Raw genomic sequence first — 17,088 nt, 5'->3', positions numbered from 1 at the left:
GGGGCGACTCACACTCAGGGGGTGTGGCCGCCTCTGCTCACGTTGGACAGCCGCGGGGCCCCGCCCCGGGGGAGGACCCTTCCGCGCGCCCGGGGCCCAGCCCCCCCGTGCGGGCCCGGGGCGAAGCGACAGCGAAGACGGACAAGCCCGGCCACGACGGAAAAAATTGGCTGGCCGGAACTTATCGGTCCAACGCAATCGTGAGCCGTAGGGCGCCGGTTTTTCGCCGGAATGGTTGTCTCAAATGCTTGCGCGGCCACCCCGTTCGGGCGCACTGTGGGCGGAATATCGTATTTCCTGGAGAGAAGCTGACATGACCGGTGCCAGACCCGCCTTGAGCCGTCGCCTGCGCCTGATGGGAGCCGCGATTGCCATCGGCGCCGCCGGCGTGCTTGCCTCAGTGCCAGCGGCCTTCGCGCGAGGACCCGACGGCATCGCTGACGTTGCCGAAAAGGTGATCGATGCGGTCGTGAACATCTCGACGTCGCAGACGGTGGAGGCCAAGGGCGGCGGCGCCATGCCGCAACTGCCGCCGGGCTCGCCCTTCGAGGAGTTCTTCGACGACTTCTTCAAGAACCGCCGTGGCCCCGGTGGTGGCAAGGGCGGGGACAAGAACGGCGAGTTTCAGCCGCGCAAGACCAACTCGCTCGGCTCCGGCTTCATCGTCGACACCGCAGGCATCGTGGTGACCAACAACCACGTGATTGCCGATGCCGACGAGATCAACATCATCATGAACGACGGCACCAAGGTTAAGGCGGAGCTGGTCGGCGTCGATAAGAAGACCGATCTCGCCGTCCTGAAGTTCAAGCCGCCGAAGCCGCTGACTGCGGTGAAGTTCGGCGATTCCGACAAGCTCAGGCTCGGCGAATGGGTAATCGCGATCGGCAACCCCTTCAGCCTCGGCGGCTCGGTGACCGCCGGCATCGTGTCGGCGCGCAACCGCGACATCAGCCAGGGTCCCTACGACAGCTACATCCAGACCGACGCCGCCATCAACCGCGGCAATTCGGGTGGACCGCTGTTCAACCTCGATGGCGAAGTGGTCGGGGTCAACACACTGATCATCTCGCCGACCGGCGGCTCGATCGGCCTCGGCTTTGCCGTGCCGTCGAAGACGGTCGCTGCCGTCGTGGATCAACTGCAGAAATTTGGCGAGCTGCGCCGCGGCTGGCTCGGCGTCCGAATCCAGCAGGTCACCGACGAGATCGCCGACAGCCTCAACATCAAGCCGGCGCGCGGCGCGCTGGTCGCGGGCATTGACGACAAGGGGCCGGCGAAACCCGCGGGCATCGAGCCTGGCGACGTCGTGGTCAAGTTCGACGGCAAGGACGTCAAGGATCCCAAGGATCTCTCGCGCGTCGTCGCCGACACCGCCGTCGGCAAGGAAGTCGACGTCGTCGTCATCCGCAAGGGCAATGAGGAGACCAAGCGGGTCACGCTCGGCCGGCTCGAGGACACCGACAAGGTGCAGCAGGCCAACGCCAAGACCAAGGACGAGCCGGCGGAGAAGCCGGTGACCCAGAAGGCGCTCGGGCTCGATCTTGCGGTGCTGAACAAGGATCTCCGCACCAAGTACAAGATCAAGGACAGCGTGAAGGGCGTGATCATCACCGGCGTCGATGGTACCTCCGATGCCGCCGAAAAGCGCCTGTCCGCCGGCGACGTCATCGTCGAGGTCGCGCAGGAAGCGGTCGCGAGCGCCGCCGACATCAAGAAGCGCGTCGACCAGTTGAAGAAGGACGGCAAGAAGTCGGTCCTCCTGCTCGTCTCCAACGGCGACGGAGAACTGCGCTTCGTGGCGCTGAGCGTGCAGTAACGCGCCGCAGGCCGTTCCGCGCTCGACTGTCATACTCCGCGAAGGCGGAGTATCCAGTAATCGCCGGCGTGAATAACAGGCCGCGCTCGAATACTGGGTCAGCCGCCTTCGCGGGTGACGACGGGTGAGGGCCTATCCCTCGACGAATTCATCCCGCCGATAGCCCTGTGCGTAGAGCAGCGCGGTGAGGTCGCCGTGGTCGATCCGCGCTGCCGCGGCCGCTGCGACCGCGGGCTTGGCGTGGTAGGCGACGCCGAGGCCGGCGGCCTCGATCATGCCGAGGTCGTTGGCGCCGTCGCCGACGACCAGCGTGTCGATGGCATCGAGGTCGAAGGCCTCGCGCAGTTCGATCAGCGTGGCGAGCTTGGTGGCGCGGCCGACGATTGGCTCCTTCACCTCGCCCGCGAGCTTGCCGTCGCGCGCGATCAGCTCATTGGCGCGGTTCTCCTGGAAGCCGATCTTGGCGGCGATCGCGTTGGTGAACAGCGTGAAGCCGCCCGAGATCAGGCAGGTCCAGGCGCCATTGGCGCGCATGGTCATCACCAGTTCGCGGCCGCCCGGCGTTGGCGTGATGCGCTTTTCCAGGACCTCGTCGACCACGCTCACGGGTAGGCCCTTCAATAGTGCGACGCGCTCGCGCAGCGCCGGCTCGAAGGCGATCTCGCCGCGCATCGCGCGCTCGGTGATTTTTGAGACATGCTCCTTCAGCCCGGCGAAATCGGCGAGCTCGTCGACGCATTCCTGACCGATCATGGTGGAGTCCATGTCGGCGAGAAAAAGCTTCTTGCGCCTGAAGGCGCGAGGCTGCACCACAATATCGATCGGCAGGTCGCCGCGCGCCTGTTGCAGGCGGGCTTCGATCGCCTTGATATCCTCGCTGCCGTCAAAGGGGATGTCGACGGCGACCTCGTCGAACAGCCACTGCGCCGCGCCGGGCGAGGGCAGGACGGCCAGCGCGCCGTCGACAATGGTGGAGTCGAGCGCCGGATTGGCGGGATTGCAGATGAGGGTGGCGACGAGCGACATGGCGGCGGCTTCGCAAGCTGGGACAAGAGCGGTGCTTATCGCAGGGCCGACCGCCAGCGGCAAGTCGGCGCTGGCACTCGACCTTGCGCAAAGGGCTCGCGGTGTCGTGATCAACACCGACTCGATGCAGGTCTATCGCGACCTCCGCATCATCACGGCGCGGCCGACGGTCGAGGAGGAGGCGCAGGTCGCGCACCGCCTCTACGGCCATGTCGACGCCGGCGTGAATTTCTCCGCCGGCGCCTGGGTCGCGGATGCTGCGAAGGTGCTTTCCGAGGTGCGCGCCGAGAGCCGGCTGCCGATCTTCATCGGCGGCTCGGGCCTGTATTTCAAGGCGCTCACCCGCGGCCTCTCGGCGGTGCCGCCGATTGCTGCCGAGGTGCGCGAGGGTGTGCGCGCGCGGCTCGATCGCGACGGGGTCGAGGCGCTGCATGCGGAACTTTCCCGGCGCGACCCCGCCTATGCCGAGCGCCTGAAACCGCGCGATCGCACCCGGATCTCTCGCGCGCTCGAAGTCGTCGAGGCGACCGGCCGCTCGCTGACCGAATGGCATCGCGACGGCCTGCCGCCGCTCTTGCCATCAGGCGAATTCGCTGCCCTGTTCCTCGCGCCCCAACGCGACGAGCTCTATGCACGGATCGATGCCCGGTTCGAGGCGATGCTGAACGTCGGCGCGCTGGAAGAGGTGGCAAAGCTCGCGGCGCGCCATCTCGATCCCTTGCTGCCGGCGATGAAGGCCCACGGCGTGCCGGCCCTGATCCGGCATCTCAACGGCGAGATCAGCCGCGAGGAGGCGTCCGAGATCGGCCGCGCCGACACCCGCCATTACGCGAAACGGCAGTTCACCTGGTTCCGCCACCAATTGCCGGAATTCGAATGGGTGGCGCCGGAAGCGGCGAGGGGATGGCTGGAGGCACGTCTCCCGTAGTCCCGTAGCCCGGATGGAGCGCAGCGCAATCCGGGACTTCTCCACCTCCGGGACGCGCTGCCTCAGATTACGCTTACGCTCCATCCGGGCTACGGCTCTCGTAGCCTGGATGGAGCGGAGCGCGAGCTACGGCGCTTCTGCCATGCGCGCAAAAGCACTCGCCGAACGGCAGGAACGCCACTAGAGTACGAAAAGTCGCGCTGAACGCGTCCCTGCCTTGACATTCGGGCATTGGTCGGTATGTTCGCGCAACCTTTGGGAAGCCTGAGCCGCCTATGCGTAACATTATTACCAAACTCATCGTCGTCGTACCCAGGCACACCGCCGGGGGTGGCTAGCGGCCATCTGACAGACAGGCGGTGTGCATGGGGCCTCTCGGGCCCTTTTTTATTTCCCAAATGAAAGACTTAACGCCGCGCCAAGACAGCGCATCCGGAGCCAGCCATGAAAGACAAAAGCCACGATCCGAACCAGATGACGGGAGCCGCGATGATCGTCCGCGCGCTGATCGATCACGGCGTGCAGCACCTTTTCGGCTATCCCGGCGGCGCGGTGCTGCCGATCTATGACGAGATCTTTCAGCAGAGCGAGGTCGAGCACATCCTGGTGCGCCACGAGCAGGGCGCCGGCCACGCCGCCGAGGGCTACGCGCGCTCGACCGGCAAGCCCGGCGTTGTACTGGTGACCTCCGGCCCGGGCGCCACCAACATGGTGACGGCGCTGACCGACGCGCTGATGGATTCGATTCCCCTGGTCTGCATCACCGGCCAGGTGCCGACGCATCTGATCGGCAACGACGCCTTCCAGGAATGCGACACGGTCGGCATCACGCGCCCCTGCACCAAGCACAACTGGCTGGTGCGCAACGTCAACGACCTCGCGAAGGTCCTGCATGAGGCGTTCTACGTCGCGACCTCCGGCCGTCCGGGTCCGGTCGTGGTCGACGTCCCGAAGGACGTGCAGTTCGCGGTCGGCACCTACCATCCGCCGCGCAAGTCCGACGTTCACATCTCCTACGCGCCGCGCGTCAAGGGCGATGCGGCCCAGATCCGCAAAGCGGTGGCGCTGCTCGCGTCCGCCAAGCGTCCGGTGATCTACAGCGGCGGCGGCGTCATCAATTCCGGCCCCGAGGCCTCCAAGCTGCTGCGCGATCTCGTCGAGTTCACCGGCTTCCCGATCACCTCGACCTTGATGGGCCTCGGCGCCTATCCGGCCTCGGGCAAGAACTGGCTCGGTATGCTCGGCATGCACGGCACCTACGAAGCCAACATGACCATGCATGATTGCGACGTCATGCTGTGCGTCGGCGCGCGCTTCGACGACCGCATCACCGGCCGCACCGATGCATTCTCGCCGGGCTCGAAGAAGATCCACATCGACATCGACCCGTCCTCGATCAACAAGAACATCCGCGTCGACGTGCCGATCATCGGCGATGTCGGCAACGTGCTCGGCGACCTGCTGCAGGTGTTCAAGGCGGAAGCGAAGCGGCCGGACATCAAGGCGTGGTGGCAGCAGATCGCGCAATGGCGCGCGCGCAACTCGCTGTCCTACCGCAAGAACAACGACATCATCCTGCCGCAGTATGCGATCCAGCGCCTGTTCGAGCTGACGCGCGGCAAGGACACCTACATCACGACCGAAGTCGGCCAGCACCAGATGTGGGCGGCGCAGTTCTACGGCTTCGAGGAGCCGCACCGCTGGATGACCTCCGGCGGCCTCGGCACCATGGGCTATGGCCTGCCGGCCGCGGTCGGCGTGCAGGTGGCGCATCCCGACAGCCTCGTCATCGACATCGCCGGCGACGCCTCGGTGCAGATGACGATCCAGGAAATGTCGACGGCGGTTCAGTATGAACTGCCGATCAAGATCTTCATCCTCAACAACCAGTACATGGGCATGGTCCGGCAGTGGCAGCAGCTTTTGCACGGCAACCGCTTGTCGCATTCCTATACCGAGGCGCTGCCGGATTTCGTCAAGCTCGCCGAAGCCTATGGCGGCGTCGGCCTGCAGGTGATCAAGCCGGCCGATCTCGATGGCGCGATCAAGGAGATGATCGCGATCAAGCGCCCGGTGCTGTTCGACTGCCGCGTCGCCGCGCTCGAGAACTGCTTCCCGATGATCCCCTCCGGCAAGGCGCACAACGAGATGCTGTTGCCCGAAGAGGCGACCGACGATGCAACCGCGACCGCCTTCGCCGGCGGCAAGGCGCTGGTGTGATGATGATGCTTTCACCGCGAGCGCACTTCCTTCACCTCGCCCCGCTTGCGGGGAGAGGTCGGCACGCAGCGCCGGGTGAGGGGGACTCTCCGCGAGTCCAACTCTCACCGTTCTCGCGGAGGCGGCCCCTCACCCCAACCCTCTCCCCGCGAAGGGCGGGGAGAGGGAGTCACTTGTGAGATGGACTGATGTTCGACCTTGGACAGCTCGAGCGCGCGCAGGCGATTGTCGGCACCGCGGTGCCGCCGACGCCGGTGCATGCCTGGCCGCTGCTAGCTGAGCGGCTGGGTGCGGATGTCCTGGTCAAGCATGAGAACCACACGCCGACTGGCGCCTTCAAGGTGCGCGGCGGGCTCGTCTATCTCGATCGTCTGAAGCGCGAGCAGCCTGATACGCCGGGGATCATCTCGGCGACGCGCGGCAATCACGGCCAGAGTCTCGCCTTCGCCGCGCGCCGTCATGGGGTGCCGGCGACGATCTACGTGCCGCATGGCAATTCGGTCGAGAAGAACCGCGCCATGCGCGCCTTCGGCGCCGAGCTGGTCGAGCACGGCCAGGATTTCCAGGCCGCGCGCGAGGAAGCCGTCCGGCGCGCCGAAAGCGCAGGCCTGCACATGGTGCCGTCGTTCCATCCCGACCTGGTGCTGGGCGTTGCGACCTATGCGTTGGAGCTGTTCAAGGCCGCACCTGACCTCGACCTGCTCTATGTGCCGATCGGGCAGGGCTCCGGCATCTGCGGCTGCATCCGCGTCCGCGATCTCCTCGGCCTGAAGACCGAGATCGTCGGCGTGCAGTCGACGGAGGCGCCGTCCTATGCGCTGTCGTTCGCGGCCGGCACCGTCGTCACCACCGAGACCGCCAACACCCGCGCCGACGGCATGGCGACCCGCATTCCCGATGCCGACGCGCTTGCGATGATCCGCAAGGGCGCTTCCCGCATCGTGCAGGTTACTGACGACGAGGTCGGTGCCGCCATCCGCTGTTACTGGACCGACACGCACAACCTTGCCGAAGGCGCCGGCGCCGCCGCGCTCGCGGCCGCGCTGCAGGAGCGGGACGGGATTCAAGGCAAGCGCGTCGGCCTGGTCCTCAGCGGCGGCAATATCGATTTCGATCTGTTCCGCCAGTGGGTCGGAACGGACGCCGCCATCGCCGAACGGGCGATGGCGTGACAGCATTCCTTGAGGGGACGACCATGAACCAGCCCGCATCCGCCTACTTCCTCGAAGAGCGCCACGACCCGAACGAGTCGCACACGCTCTCGGTGCTCGTGCAGAACGAACCGGGCGTGCTCGCGCGCGTGATCGGGCTGTTCTCCGGCCGCGGCTACAACATCGAAAGTCTTACCGTCTCTGAGACCGAGAGCCAGAAACACCTATCGCGCATCACCATCGTGACCACGGGCACGCCGATGGTGATCGAGCAGATCAAGCATCAGCTCGACCGCATGATCCCGGTCTACCGCGTCGTCGACATGACGCTGTCGGGACGCTCGATCGAGCGGGAGCTGGCGATGGTGAAGGTGCGCGGCACCGGCGACCACCGCGTCGAGGCGCTGCGGCTCGCGGATGCGTTCCGGGCACGGGTCATTGACGCCACTACCGAGAGTTTTGTGTTCGAGATCACAGGCAATACCGCCAAGATCAATCAGTTCATCGACCTGATGCGCCCGCTCGGCCTGGTCGAGGTGTCACGCACGGGCGTTGCCGCGATCGGACGCGGGCCGGAAGGGATGTGAACCATGTTGGCGCGCGACTGGTACTACACGCAAAGACGCCGGGTCGGCATCGATACCGCGGTCGCCTCGATCTATGGCCGCCATGACGACAGCGATCTCCGCGCCCGCCAGACGCTCAAGATGCTCGGCGTCGAGCCGGGCTGGCGCGTCGCCGATATCGGTTGCGGCAACGGCGTGCTCGCCTGTGAAGCGGCGCTGATGGGCGCCGACGTCGATGCGATCGACATCTCGCCGGCGATGCTGACGCTCGCCAATATCTATGCACGCGACCGCAAGGCGCGCATCCGCACCCAGCCGGCGGGCCTTCTGAGCTTCGCCTATCAGCCGAATTCCTACGATGTGATCGTCAGCGAATTCACGCTGCATCATCTGCCGGATTTCTGGAAAGCGGTGGCGCTGTCGCGCATCTTCAACGCGCTGAAGCCGGGCTCCGAGTTCTATCTCCGCGACATCGTGTTCGTCAGCATGCCCGATGGCCTCGAGCGCGACGTCGAGGGCTGGGCCGATTTTTCCATCAAGAACCATGATTTCGAGCGCGAGAGCGTGATGATGCACATGCGCGACGAATATTCGACCTTCGGTTGGGTCATGGAACGCATGCTGACCGAGGTCGGCTTCATCTTGGTCTCCGCCGACTACCACGCGCCGCTGCACGGCACCTATCTCCTGCGCAAGCCGAAGCTGGAACAGAAGAGCTAGAAACAAAAGAGCTGGAAAAGACGAGCCAATGAAACCGGCCGACGTCTGCATCGCCGTCATGGTCGCGGTGATCTGGGGGCTTGCTTTCGTCGCAAGCCGGATCGCGCTTGACGAATTGCCGCCGGAGTTGATGACGGCGCTGCGCTTTGGGATCGCGGCGCTGCCCTGCCTGTTCCTGCGCAAGCCGAAAGTGTCCTGGCCGCTTCTGATCGCGATCAGCCTGAACCTGTTCCTCGGCCAGTTCCTGGCGCAGTCGATCGCCATTGCGCATGGCATGCCGGTCGGGCTCACCAGCGTGATCGTGCAGAGCCAGGCGCTGTTCACGATCGCCTTCGCCGCCATCGTGTTCAGCGAATGGCCGAGCCGGCTGCAGATGGTCGGCATCGGCATTGCCGTGATCGGCCTCTTGATGATCTCCGGCACCGTCGGCCATGATTTCAGTGCCGGCGCGTTCGCGATCCTGATGGTCTCCCCGATCTGTTTCGCGGTCGGCAATCTCTTGCTGCGGCCCGCGCAGGGTGCGCGCATGTTCGATCTGTTCGCATGGCTGTGCCTCTGCGCCGCCGTTCCCTTGTTCGCGTTGTCGCTGATCACTCTCGGCCCGAAGCCGACCTGGCAGGCGCTGTCGCAGATGTCGGCAACCGGGATCGTCTGCATGCTGTTCGTCGGCGGCGTCTCGACCAGCATCGCCTACTGGCTGTGGGGCCGGCTGCTGCGCGACTATCCGCCGGCGCAGGTGGTGCCGTTCGCGCTCCTGGTGCCGTTCGTCGGCTCCGCCGGCTCCAGCATCGTGTTCGGCGAAAGGTTCGGGCCGCTGCGGCTTGCGGGCATGGCCGCCGTGATCGGCGGCATCGCCGTCATGCTGCTTTCGAAACGTCCGCAACCCCAGGCGAAGATCGCGTGAGTGGTGCCATGTCGCAGTCGGTTCTGATCGCTTTCGTGATGTTCGCCGTGGTGATGTTCTTCACGCCAGGGCCGAACAACATCATGCTGCTGTCCTCGGGGCTGACTTACGGCTTCCGCCGCACGGTGCCGCATATGGCGGGCATCACGGTCGGATTTGCGTTCATGGTCGGCGCCGTCGGCCTTGGTCTCGGCACCGTCTTCATCGCCTATCCCGTGCTGCAGACCATCCTCAAATATATCGGCGTCGCCTATTTGATCTATCTCGCCGCCGCGATCGCGATGGCCGAGCCGTCCTCGCCGGAATCCGGCGATAGAAGCGGTCGCCCGATGACGTTCTGGGGCGCGGCCATGTTCCAATGGGTCAATGCCAAAGGCTGGGTGATGGTGATCGGCACCATCACGGCCTATGCGGCGATTGCCGCGTTCCCCTGGAATATCGCGATCCAGGTCTGCCTGAGCCTGATCCTCGGCACCTTGTCCTGCATTGCCTGGGCGCTGTTCGGCACTGCCTTGCGGCCGATCCTGACCTCGCGTCTGGCGGTGCGCGCTTTCAATATCGTGATGGCGATCCTGTTGCTCGCCTCGCTCTACCCGGTCTTCATGGACGCATGATGCCGCACCGCGCCATGCGAGAACGGGGTTTCCCCTGACCGGGAAAAGCTCTAGGGCATGATCCGGAAAAGTGGAAACCGGTTTTCCCTCGCGACAAACGCGAGACGTTTGCGCGGAGATCATGCCCAAACAAAGAGCTGGAACGAAATGACGCTTCAAAGAAGCCTCATTTCGTTCTAGACAACGCCGGAAATTTCCGGGCGCCGGCGGTCTTGATCCACCTGAAAGCCCAATCCATCGGCCGATGTTCGGCCACCCCTTAAAGAGGAAACCACGATGCGAGTTTATTACGATCGCGATGCCGACCTGAACCTGATCAAGGGCAAGAAGGTCGCCATCGTCGGCTATGGCAGCCAGGGCCACGCCCATGCGCTCAACCTGAAGGATTCCGGCGTCAAGGAAGTGTCGATCGCGCTGCGCCCGGGCTCGGCCTCGGCCAAGAAGGCGGAGGCCGCCGGCTTCAAGGTGCTGAGCGTGGCTGATGCCGCGAAATGGGCCGACCTCGTGATGATGCTCACGCCCGACGAATTGCAGGGCGACATCTATCGCGAGCACCTGCACGACAACATGAAGAAGGGCGCGGCGCTGGTGTTCGCGCACGGCCTCAACGTCCACTTCAACCTGCTCGACCCGCGTCCCGATCTCGACGTCCTGATGATCGCCCCGAAGGGCCCTGGCCACACCGTGCGCTCCGAATATCAGCGCGGCGGCGGCGTGCCCTGCCTGATCGCGATCGCCAAGGATGTTTCCGGCAACGCGCATGATCTCGGCCTGAGCTACGCCTCCGCGGTCGGCGGCGGCCGCGCCGGCATCATCGAGACCACCTTCAAGGAAGAGTGCGAGACCGACCTGTTCGGCGAGCAGGTGGTGCTCTGCGGCGGCCTGGTCGAGCTGATCAAGGGCGGCTACGAGACGCTGGTCGAAGCCGGCTATGCGCCGGAGATGGCCTATTTCGAGTGCCTGCACGAAGTGAAGCTGATCGTCGACCTGATCTACGAAGGCGGCATCGCCAACATGAACTACTCGATCTCCAACACCGCCGAGTACGGCGAATACGTCACAGGTCCGCGCATCGTGACCGCGGAGACCAAGGCCGAGATGAAGCGCGTTCTCGCCGACATCCAGGGCGGCAAGTTCGCCCGCGACTGGATGCTGGAGAACAAGGTCAACCAGACCTCGTTCAAGGCCACCCGCGCCAAGCTCGCCCAGCACCCGATCGAGGAAGTCGGCGCCAAGCTCCGCGACATGATGCCCTGGATCAAGAAGGGCGCCCTGGTCGACAAGACGAAGAACTAAGCCGTAATCGTAGGGTGGGCAAAGCGCAAGCGTGCCCACCCTACGCACTCCGCTCGTGATGGTGGGCACGCTTCGCTTTGCCCACCCTACGGCTTCGGCTTCTATCGCACCGCGACGACACCGTCATCGCGAGTGCAGCGAGGACCGAAGGCCTCGTGCATTGTGCGCTGGTAGTGCTCCTCTGAGGTGCTCCAGCGCAGGTTGGCGAGAAACTTCGTGTCCGCTCCAGCGGGATATCGGAGCCGCAAGCCTTCGTCCGTCGCTGCCGCGTAGACGGCTGCAGCCACTTCCGCTTCGGTGCAGAATGCCGTCGGATAGTTCGCCATCCTTGCGAAGCAAGCCTGGGCGAAATCGGTGTATTCGGCGGGGATGAGGCCCTCCATCCGCGCGGTGCCGTTCGCGGTGAAGCTCGTGGTTGGCGCATAGCCGGGCTCGACCAGACGCGCCTTGATGTTGAACGCGCCCAACTCGTATGAGAGGGATTCCGTGAAGCCCTCCGCGGCGAACTTGCTGGCGGCATAGATTGCGACCAGCGGCATCACGCCGACCGTGACGCTGGACGTGACGTTCACGATCACGCCGCGCTCCTGCTTGCGCATCGAGGGAATGATGGCCCGACACGCGGCGATCACGCCGAAAGTGTTGGTCTCGAAAATCTCGCGCGTCGTTCTGTCGGGAGTTGCTTCCACGATCGACGCGAGGCCGAGGCCGGCATTGTTCACCCAGACGTCGATCGCGCCGAATGCGGCAACGGCGGCTTCGATCACATCAGCAATGCTCTTCTCGCTCGTGACGTCGAGCGGCAGCACTTTGAGACGCTCCGAAGCCCCACCGAACACGGCAGGGTCCGGATGCCGCATGGTGGCTACAACATTCCAGCCCCGTTCGAGAAAGAGTTGTGCGGTCGCCTTGCCGTAGCCTGACGATGTTCCGGTGATGAGAATGGTCTTTGGCATGCGCCTCTCCATCGTTTCGATGGGGCCCTATCTAGACCTCTCGAAAGGACGATCTATAATCAATCGTCGCAAAATGATTATGGATCGTCCACGATGGACCCTTTGAGCGATATCATCGCTCTCCTTCGCCCCAGCACGGCAATCGCCAAGCCCATCACAGGCCGGGGGCGCTGGGGCGTCCGCTATGCGGCGCATGACGCGCCGGGCTTTACGATCATTTTGCGGGGCGAGTGCTGGATCACACTCGAGGGCAAGGAGCCTGTGAAGTTTCAGAAAGGGGATTTCCTGCTCCTGCCATCGACCCCGGCCTTCTCGCTCTCCAGCCATCCGGGGCTCAAATGTGAGCTCAGGGAGCCGGTGAACGCCGCTGTCTGCCATGGAGATCAGGAGGGAGAACCTGACTTCGTCTCACTCGGCGGGACATTCCGGATAGAGCAGGTCAACGCGCCTCTGTTGCTCACTCTGCTTCCCGGCTTCATTCATGTCCCTGCGTCCGAAGGGCGGACGGGCAGGCTTGGGCGCGTGATCGAACTCGTCGTGGACGAGTGCGCGTCCGACGATCCGGGAAAGGAGATGATCCTGCAGCGCTTGCTGGAGGTTTTGCTCGTGGAGGCGCTCAGGTGGCGAAGAATCGATCCCGATGCCGTTGCCACAGGCGTGCTCGATGGCATGCGCGATCCGGTCCTCGCACGTGTTCTGCGCGCGATGCATGCTGATGTCCGGACCGGCTGGACGGTCTCGGACCTCGCCGGGATCGCCGGCATGTCCCGGTCAGCGTTCGCAGCGCGCTTCGCTGACGTTCTCGGGTGCGGGCCGGCCGAATATCTGACGCGCTGGCGGATGGCGCTGGCGAAGGATGCGCTCATCCGTGGCGCGAAGGGGCTGGACCGGATTGCCGACGAAATCGGATACGAATCCGCGAGTGCGTTCAGCACGGCATTTCGGAAGCGGCTGGGCTGCTCACCCGGACGCTTTGCGCGATCTTGCGCCGGGAACGGCTCTCAGTAGCGGTCCCCCCACCCAATGCGCGAATAACGGCTCGCCATGACGGCCGCGATCAGCTCGCCGCCGTTCGCCCTTCCGCCGGCTTCTCGATCCGGTTGTGGAGCTGCCAGAAGCGCACGGTGCGCTGGGCGGTCTCGATCGACAGGCGGCGGAAATCCCGCTGTGCCTGCTCCATGGTTTGCGCGGAGATCGGTTGCGCCGCGGGTCGGTTGCGCAGGATCGTCTCCACCGTCGGCCAGTTCAGCCGGGCGGCGCGGCAGGGGATCAGGATCAGGTCGGAGCGGTGCCCCTCCATCAGCCGCGCGATCATCTCGGGCTCAACGTCGTTGAGCAGCGCAATCGCGACGATCACCTCGTCGAATTTGCCCGCTTCGGCGAACTTGAACACCGCCGCATCGTCCAGCTCGTTCAGCTCCTTCATCAGCTTGACGAGCTGCTCGGCAATGCCGAAGCTGCGTCGCGCCGCAGGCTCCTCGCGCGCGATCTCGTCGAGCACCTCGCGGATCTCGTCCTGCAGCGCCGGCGGCGCGATCGAGAGCAGGCGGGCGCGCACGGCGTCCTTGGCGCGGAGTAAGAGCTCGCGCAGGAATTTGGTCGGAAGATCGATGCGCAGTCCCAGTATCTCGACCAGTTCGTCGTCGCTTTCCGCGTGCGCGACGATGCCGGAATAGCCGGCTTCCGAGAAGCGCGCGCCGGCATTGTTGGCGAGCCGGCGGATCACGCGCACCTCGCCGCGATCGACGATCACGTCGGTGACCTCCTCGGGGAGGCTGGCGCGGCCGGAGATCGCAAGCAGGTGATCCTGTCCCTTGGTGCTGGCAACTTCGACCAGCGTCTCCGTGGAGACGCGGCTCGAATGCGCCAGCACTTCGCCGGCGACCTCGATCTTGTCGTCCTTGGCCAGGTGCTGGATTACCTCGAACGGTGCGTAGTCGATCGGCGCGAGGCGCTTGCTGAGCTCGGCCTTGGCCCGGCTCTCGACGCGCGTGATCAGGAGGCACAGGACGTCGTCGAACACCTTGACCTGTTCGTCGCTCAAGCGTTCGCCGTCGTGCAGGAAGAGGTCCGTCACCCGCCGAAGGGTCTTGATCCGCTTCGCCGACGAGCCGTCTCTCACGGCTTCCTCGAGTTCGGCGATGATAGAGTGGGCCGGCTGTTGCGCCATCATTGGAATTGTTCTTGTTGCAGGTTCTCTGGTTGGTCCGGAAGATGGCAAGCGCGGCCTTACGCCCGCGTTAAGCTGGAACCTGATCCTGGGCGGAGCTCGCGGGGAAGGTTAGCAGGACGTAACCAATTCAACTCAAGATCGCCGGATCGTGCCTGCCGCCTGGCTGGATCAAGCATGCGGCCTCCAAACACGCGATCGAGGGTTTTCGGAGAGCCTGCGCCGCGAACTGATGCTGTTCGGCATCGACGTCATCATCGTTGCGCCGGGCGCGGTGAAGACGCCGATCTGGGACAAGGCGGAAGAGGTCGATAATTCCGCCTACCAGAACTCACCCTATTTCTCGGCGCTGCAGCGGATGCGGAAATGGTTGCTGCAGTTCCGCTCGACCGCCCTGCCGCCGGAGAAGATCGCCGAGACCATCTTCGATGCGCTGACGGCGCCGAACCCAAAGGTGCGTTATCAGATCACGCCGGATCCGATGCAGCACATCATGGCGTCAATCCTGCCGAAGCGCACGCTCGACCGGATCATCGCCAAGCGTCTCGGCCTGATGCCATCAGCGTGAGCATGCCGGCGACATGTCATGCCCTCGCCGCATTCGCCCGTCACCGGAGCTTGCATGTCCACCATCGGCAAGAACCATGCGGAACTGACCGCGATCGCCAATGACGCGCTGCGCAGCCAGCCGGGATGCGAGACGGCGCAAGTTGTCGCCGTCTCCGCCCGGCCGCATGCGAGCGCGGGCCGCAATTGGGAAATCCCGAACGTCGTCCTCGGCGACAGCCTGATCAGCGACGTCGACCGCGCCGTCATCACCGTGCATCACCAGCTCGGCCGCAGATTCCATCTCGTCGGGGACCAATCCTAGAGCTTTTTCGAGCCAAGTACGGCGTGGCGCTGAAATCGTGCGTTTGTCGGGGCAGATCGGAAGTGATCGCCAGACGATCAAGACGACGCTTTTGACCCATTAGCGAACAAGGAGCGAAATGGGTTCAAAGCTCGGCGGTAGTCGGACTAATGCGACGCCCCGTCGGTGTTGGGAAACGTGATGGCCACCCCAAGCTTGTCGCCAAGGCCGACATTTTGCGTTGTGTCCAACGGTAAACAGGACACTCAACGAACACCCAAGGGATGGGTGAGTGGGGTTTCGGCTTTGCCTTTTTTCGTGTAGCATTGTCGCATGGACGAAGCGGAGACTTTGTTTGTGGCGCTGCGTCAGTCGGCCGACGACGACGTGGTGGAGATGCTCGAGCGCATGGTGCGGGATGCCCCCGATCATGCCTTGAACAGGATGAACGCACTTGATCTCGCGGCCCGCAACGGTATCGATGAGGAGCGGGTCATTGCCGCGCTCCTGAATGCGGTGGGGCTCGGCATTTTCGAGATGACGTGGAACGTCATGTGCCCAAGTTGCGCCGGTGTTCTTTCCGCTAATAAGAGCCTAAAGACCCTGGACCGGGCGCAGTATAATTGCGCTTTCTGCGCCGCGGGCTATGAGACGACGCTCGACAACCTGATCGAGGTGAGCTTCACGGTAAGCCCGCGCGTTCGGAAGATCGCGGCCCACAATCCCGACGAACTGTCCGCGGCCGAATATTATCGTCAGATCTTCTGGAGTTCGGCCATCGATCTCCCAGCCGATCTGGAGAAGCTGCTGCAGGAGGTCACGCTCGAAAGCGTCGACTTGCCGCCAGGAGAAAGGGCCATCCTTTCGTTGCAATTGCCGAAGGGCACGTTGATCGTATTCGATCCCGTGACGCATACGGCCCAGTTCCTTGATGTCGGCGGCGAGGAGGCGAGCGAGCGCCAGAACCTGTCCGTGATCTTCAACAAGGTCCAGGTTCCGGTCGACACCATTGCCTTGCGCCCAGGGCCACTGCGCCTGGCTTTGGAAAACCGCACCGAAAGTCGCGTGTTGCCGGCCATATGGGTGGCGAACCAGGCGCTGAACGACCTCCTGAAGCGACGCAAGCCCATTCTCAATGCAAAGCGCCTCCTTACCAATCAGACCTTCCGCGACATCTACCGGACCGAAACGCTCGCCATTGGTCAGCGTCTCAAGATTTTGAGCCTGACTTTCCTGTTCAGTGATCTCAAGGACTCCACTGAACTCTATGAGCGCGTCGGTGACCTCGTTGCCTTCGATCTCGTCAACGAGCATTTCAGGCTGCTGCAGGAGATTATCGCGTCCGAAAGGGGGGCCGTGGTGAAGACCATTGGCGATGCCGTGATGGCGACCTTCGAAACGCCTGACCGTGCCGTCGCCGCTGCGATCCGCATGCGCGAGGCGATGAGCGATCTTGGCGCCGAGCGTCAGCATCAGAGCCTGCGCCTGAAGATGGGCATCCATGAAGGATCATGCCTCGCGGTCACTCTCAATGCCCAGCAGGACTATTTTGGCCAGACTGTAAACATCGCGTCGCGCGTCCAGGGCCTTGCTGCCTCACGCTCGATCGTGGTGACGGAATCGGTGCTGGAAAACGCGCATGCCCGGGCTCTGCTTGAGAGCAACGGGCTAAAGCCAACGCTCAGACGCGTGGCGTTGAGCGGCATCGCGGACAAGGTGTCGGTCTACGAGATCCCTTGAGCGGGTGCCGTCGCGAACTTGGTTGGAATTTGTCCGTCGCGAGTCTCCGGTGAACGGATGATATCTGCTCAGGCGGCAAGATCAACCGGCTGAGCAATGGGCTTGCTGGCGAGGGTCTGCCAGCCGTC

General features: G+C 64.2%; 15 protein-coding genes and 1 pseudogene. 13 read left to right on the top strand and 3 right to left on the bottom strand.

Going from position 1 to position 17,088, the window contains the following annotated elements:
- Positions 1-313: 313 nt before the first annotated feature.
- Complete coding sequence (locus ACZYOF_RS35495) at positions 314-1,819, top strand: Do family serine endopeptidase (protein WP_130581589.1); 1,506 nt, start codon at positions 314-316, stop codon at positions 1,817-1,819.
- Between the two features lie 132 nt (positions 1,820-1,951).
- Here ACZYOF_RS35495 and serB read toward each other — a convergent pair whose 3' ends face one another.
- Positions 1,952-2,845 (bottom strand): phosphoserine phosphatase SerB, encoded by an 894-nt coding sequence (serB, locus tag ACZYOF_RS35490; RefSeq protein WP_463718673.1) that lies wholly within the window; start codon positions 2,843-2,845, stop codon positions 1,952-1,954.
- Here serB and miaA point away from each other — a divergent pair.
- From miaA to ilvC, 8 genes are all read left to right on the top strand, one after another.
- Positions 2,844-3,773, top strand: a complete 930-nt coding sequence (gene miaA / locus ACZYOF_RS35485; RefSeq protein WP_463718674.1) for a tRNA (adenosine(37)-N6)-dimethylallyltransferase MiaA — start codon at positions 2,844-2,846, stop codon at positions 3,771-3,773. The two genes, serB and miaA, sit on opposite strands and share 2 nt — an antisense overlap.
- Positions 3,774-4,217: 444 nt before the next feature.
- Positions 4,218-5,993 carry an acetolactate synthase 3 large subunit gene (locus tag ACZYOF_RS35480; protein ID WP_394565869.1) on the top strand — a complete coding sequence of 592 codons (1,776 nt, stop codon included), beginning with the start codon at positions 4,218-4,220 and terminating at the stop codon, positions 5,991-5,993.
- 188 nt (positions 5,994-6,181) lie between these two features.
- A complete protein-coding gene (locus tag ACZYOF_RS35475) occupies positions 6,182-7,165 on the top strand; it encodes a threonine dehydratase (protein WP_463718672.1) in 984 nt (327 codons plus the stop codon).
- A 23-nt stretch (positions 7,166-7,188) separates the two neighbouring features.
- A complete protein-coding gene (ilvN, locus tag ACZYOF_RS35470; protein WP_028161804.1) occupies positions 7,189-7,731 on the top strand; it encodes an acetolactate synthase small subunit in 543 nt (180 codons plus the stop codon).
- 3 nt (positions 7,732-7,734) lie between these two features.
- Positions 7,735-8,430 carry a class I SAM-dependent methyltransferase gene (locus ACZYOF_RS35465; RefSeq protein ID WP_130581586.1) on the top strand — a complete coding sequence of 232 codons (696 nt, stop codon included), beginning with the start codon at positions 7,735-7,737 and terminating at the stop codon, positions 8,428-8,430.
- A 28-nt stretch (positions 8,431-8,458) separates the two neighbouring features.
- Positions 8,459-9,334: an EamA family transporter gene (locus ACZYOF_RS35460; protein ID WP_463718671.1), complete on the top strand. Its 876-nt coding sequence runs from the start codon at positions 8,459-8,461 to the stop codon at positions 9,332-9,334.
- An 8-nt stretch (positions 9,335-9,342) separates the two neighbouring features.
- Positions 9,343-9,948 (top strand): LysE family translocator, encoded by a 606-nt coding sequence (locus tag ACZYOF_RS35455; RefSeq protein ID WP_282528367.1) that lies wholly within the window; start codon positions 9,343-9,345, stop codon positions 9,946-9,948.
- 276 nt (positions 9,949-10,224) lie between these two features.
- Positions 10,225-11,244, top strand: coding sequence for a ketol-acid reductoisomerase (gene ilvC / locus ACZYOF_RS35450; protein WP_394565873.1), 1,020 nt, complete (start codon positions 10,225-10,227; stop codon positions 11,242-11,244).
- 101 nt (positions 11,245-11,345) lie between these two features.
- Here the strand turns inward: ilvC and ACZYOF_RS35445 are convergent, their stop codons facing one another.
- Positions 11,346-12,200 carry an SDR family oxidoreductase gene (locus ACZYOF_RS35445; RefSeq protein WP_463718670.1) on the bottom strand — a complete coding sequence of 285 codons (855 nt, stop codon included), beginning with the start codon at positions 12,198-12,200 and terminating at the stop codon, positions 11,346-11,348.
- Between the two features lie 93 nt (positions 12,201-12,293).
- Between ACZYOF_RS35445 and ACZYOF_RS35440 the strand changes: the two genes are divergently transcribed.
- Positions 12,294-13,208 (top strand): AraC family transcriptional regulator, encoded by a 915-nt coding sequence (locus tag ACZYOF_RS35440; RefSeq protein WP_463718669.1) that lies wholly within the window; start codon positions 12,294-12,296, stop codon positions 13,206-13,208.
- A gap of 49 nt (positions 13,209-13,257) precedes the next feature.
- Here the strand turns inward: ACZYOF_RS35440 and ACZYOF_RS35435 are convergent, their stop codons facing one another.
- Positions 13,258-14,373: a DUF2336 domain-containing protein gene (locus ACZYOF_RS35435; protein ID WP_463718668.1), complete on the bottom strand. Its 1,116-nt coding sequence runs from the start codon at positions 14,371-14,373 to the stop codon at positions 13,258-13,260.
- Positions 14,374-14,510: 137 nt separating this feature from the next.
- Between ACZYOF_RS35435 and ACZYOF_RS35430 the strand changes: the two are divergent.
- The 3 genes and pseudogenes from ACZYOF_RS35430 to ACZYOF_RS35420 all read left to right on the top strand — a co-directional run.
- Positions 14,511-14,938 (top strand): annotated as a pseudogene (locus tag ACZYOF_RS35430) (SDR family NAD(P)-dependent oxidoreductase); the annotation flags it as partial.
- A 54-nt stretch (positions 14,939-14,992) separates the two neighbouring features.
- Positions 14,993-15,241 carry a hypothetical protein gene (locus ACZYOF_RS35425; RefSeq protein WP_130583227.1) on the top strand — a complete coding sequence of 83 codons (249 nt, stop codon included), beginning with the start codon at positions 14,993-14,995 and terminating at the stop codon, positions 15,239-15,241.
- 312 nt (positions 15,242-15,553) lie between these two features.
- Positions 15,554-16,960, top strand: a complete 1,407-nt coding sequence (locus ACZYOF_RS35420; RefSeq protein WP_463718667.1) for a DUF5939 domain-containing protein — start codon at positions 15,554-15,556, stop codon at positions 16,958-16,960.
- The last annotated feature ends 128 nt before the right edge of the window (positions 16,961-17,088 follow it).

This window comes from Bradyrhizobium sp. LeoA1Lang (genome assembly GCF_055413685.1).
Note: the sequence above shows the minus strand (reverse complement) of the source record. Positions and strands in the feature narration are given on the sequence as shown.

What these genes read in the sequence shown, in the direction of transcription:
- ilvN (WP_028161804.1), top strand. Translation starts at nt 7,189, where the DNA reads ATGAACCAGCCCGCATCCGCCTACTTCCTCGAAGAGCGCCACGACCCG.
- miaA (WP_463718674.1), top strand. Translation starts at nt 2,844, where the DNA reads ATGGCGGCGGCTTCGCAAGCTGGGACAAGAGCGGTGCTTATCGCAGGG.
- ACZYOF_RS35440 (WP_463718669.1), top strand. Translation starts at nt 12,294, where the DNA reads ATGGACCCTTTGAGCGATATCATCGCTCTCCTTCGCCCCAGCACGGCA.
- ACZYOF_RS35495 (WP_130581589.1), top strand. Translation starts at nt 314, where the DNA reads ATGACCGGTGCCAGACCCGCCTTGAGCCGTCGCCTGCGCCTGATGGGA.
- ACZYOF_RS35465 (WP_130581586.1), top strand. Translation starts at nt 7,735, where the DNA reads ATGTTGGCGCGCGACTGGTACTACACGCAAAGACGCCGGGTCGGCATC.
- serB (WP_463718673.1), bottom strand. Translation starts at nt 2,845, where the DNA reads ATGTCGCTCGTCGCCACCCTCATCTGCAATCCCGCCAATCCGGCGCTC.
- ACZYOF_RS35460 (WP_463718671.1), top strand. Translation starts at nt 8,459, where the DNA reads ATGAAACCGGCCGACGTCTGCATCGCCGTCATGGTCGCGGTGATCTGG.
- ACZYOF_RS35425 (WP_130583227.1), top strand. Translation starts at nt 14,993, where the DNA reads ATGTCCACCATCGGCAAGAACCATGCGGAACTGACCGCGATCGCCAAT.
- ACZYOF_RS35445 (WP_463718670.1), bottom strand. Translation starts at nt 12,200, where the DNA reads ATGCCAAAGACCATTCTCATCACCGGAACATCGTCAGGCTACGGCAAG.
- ACZYOF_RS35480 (WP_394565869.1), top strand. Translation starts at nt 4,218, where the DNA reads ATGAAAGACAAAAGCCACGATCCGAACCAGATGACGGGAGCCGCGATG.
- ACZYOF_RS35435 (WP_463718668.1), bottom strand. Translation starts at nt 14,373, where the DNA reads ATGATGGCGCAACAGCCGGCCCACTCTATCATCGCCGAACTCGAGGAA.
- ilvC (WP_394565873.1), top strand. Translation starts at nt 10,225, where the DNA reads ATGCGAGTTTATTACGATCGCGATGCCGACCTGAACCTGATCAAGGGC.
- ACZYOF_RS35475 (WP_463718672.1), top strand. Translation starts at nt 6,182, where the DNA reads ATGTTCGACCTTGGACAGCTCGAGCGCGCGCAGGCGATTGTCGGCACC.
- ACZYOF_RS35420 (WP_463718667.1), top strand. Translation starts at nt 15,554, where the DNA reads ATGGACGAAGCGGAGACTTTGTTTGTGGCGCTGCGTCAGTCGGCCGAC.
- ACZYOF_RS35455 (WP_282528367.1), top strand. Translation starts at nt 9,343, where the DNA reads ATGTCGCAGTCGGTTCTGATCGCTTTCGTGATGTTCGCCGTGGTGATG.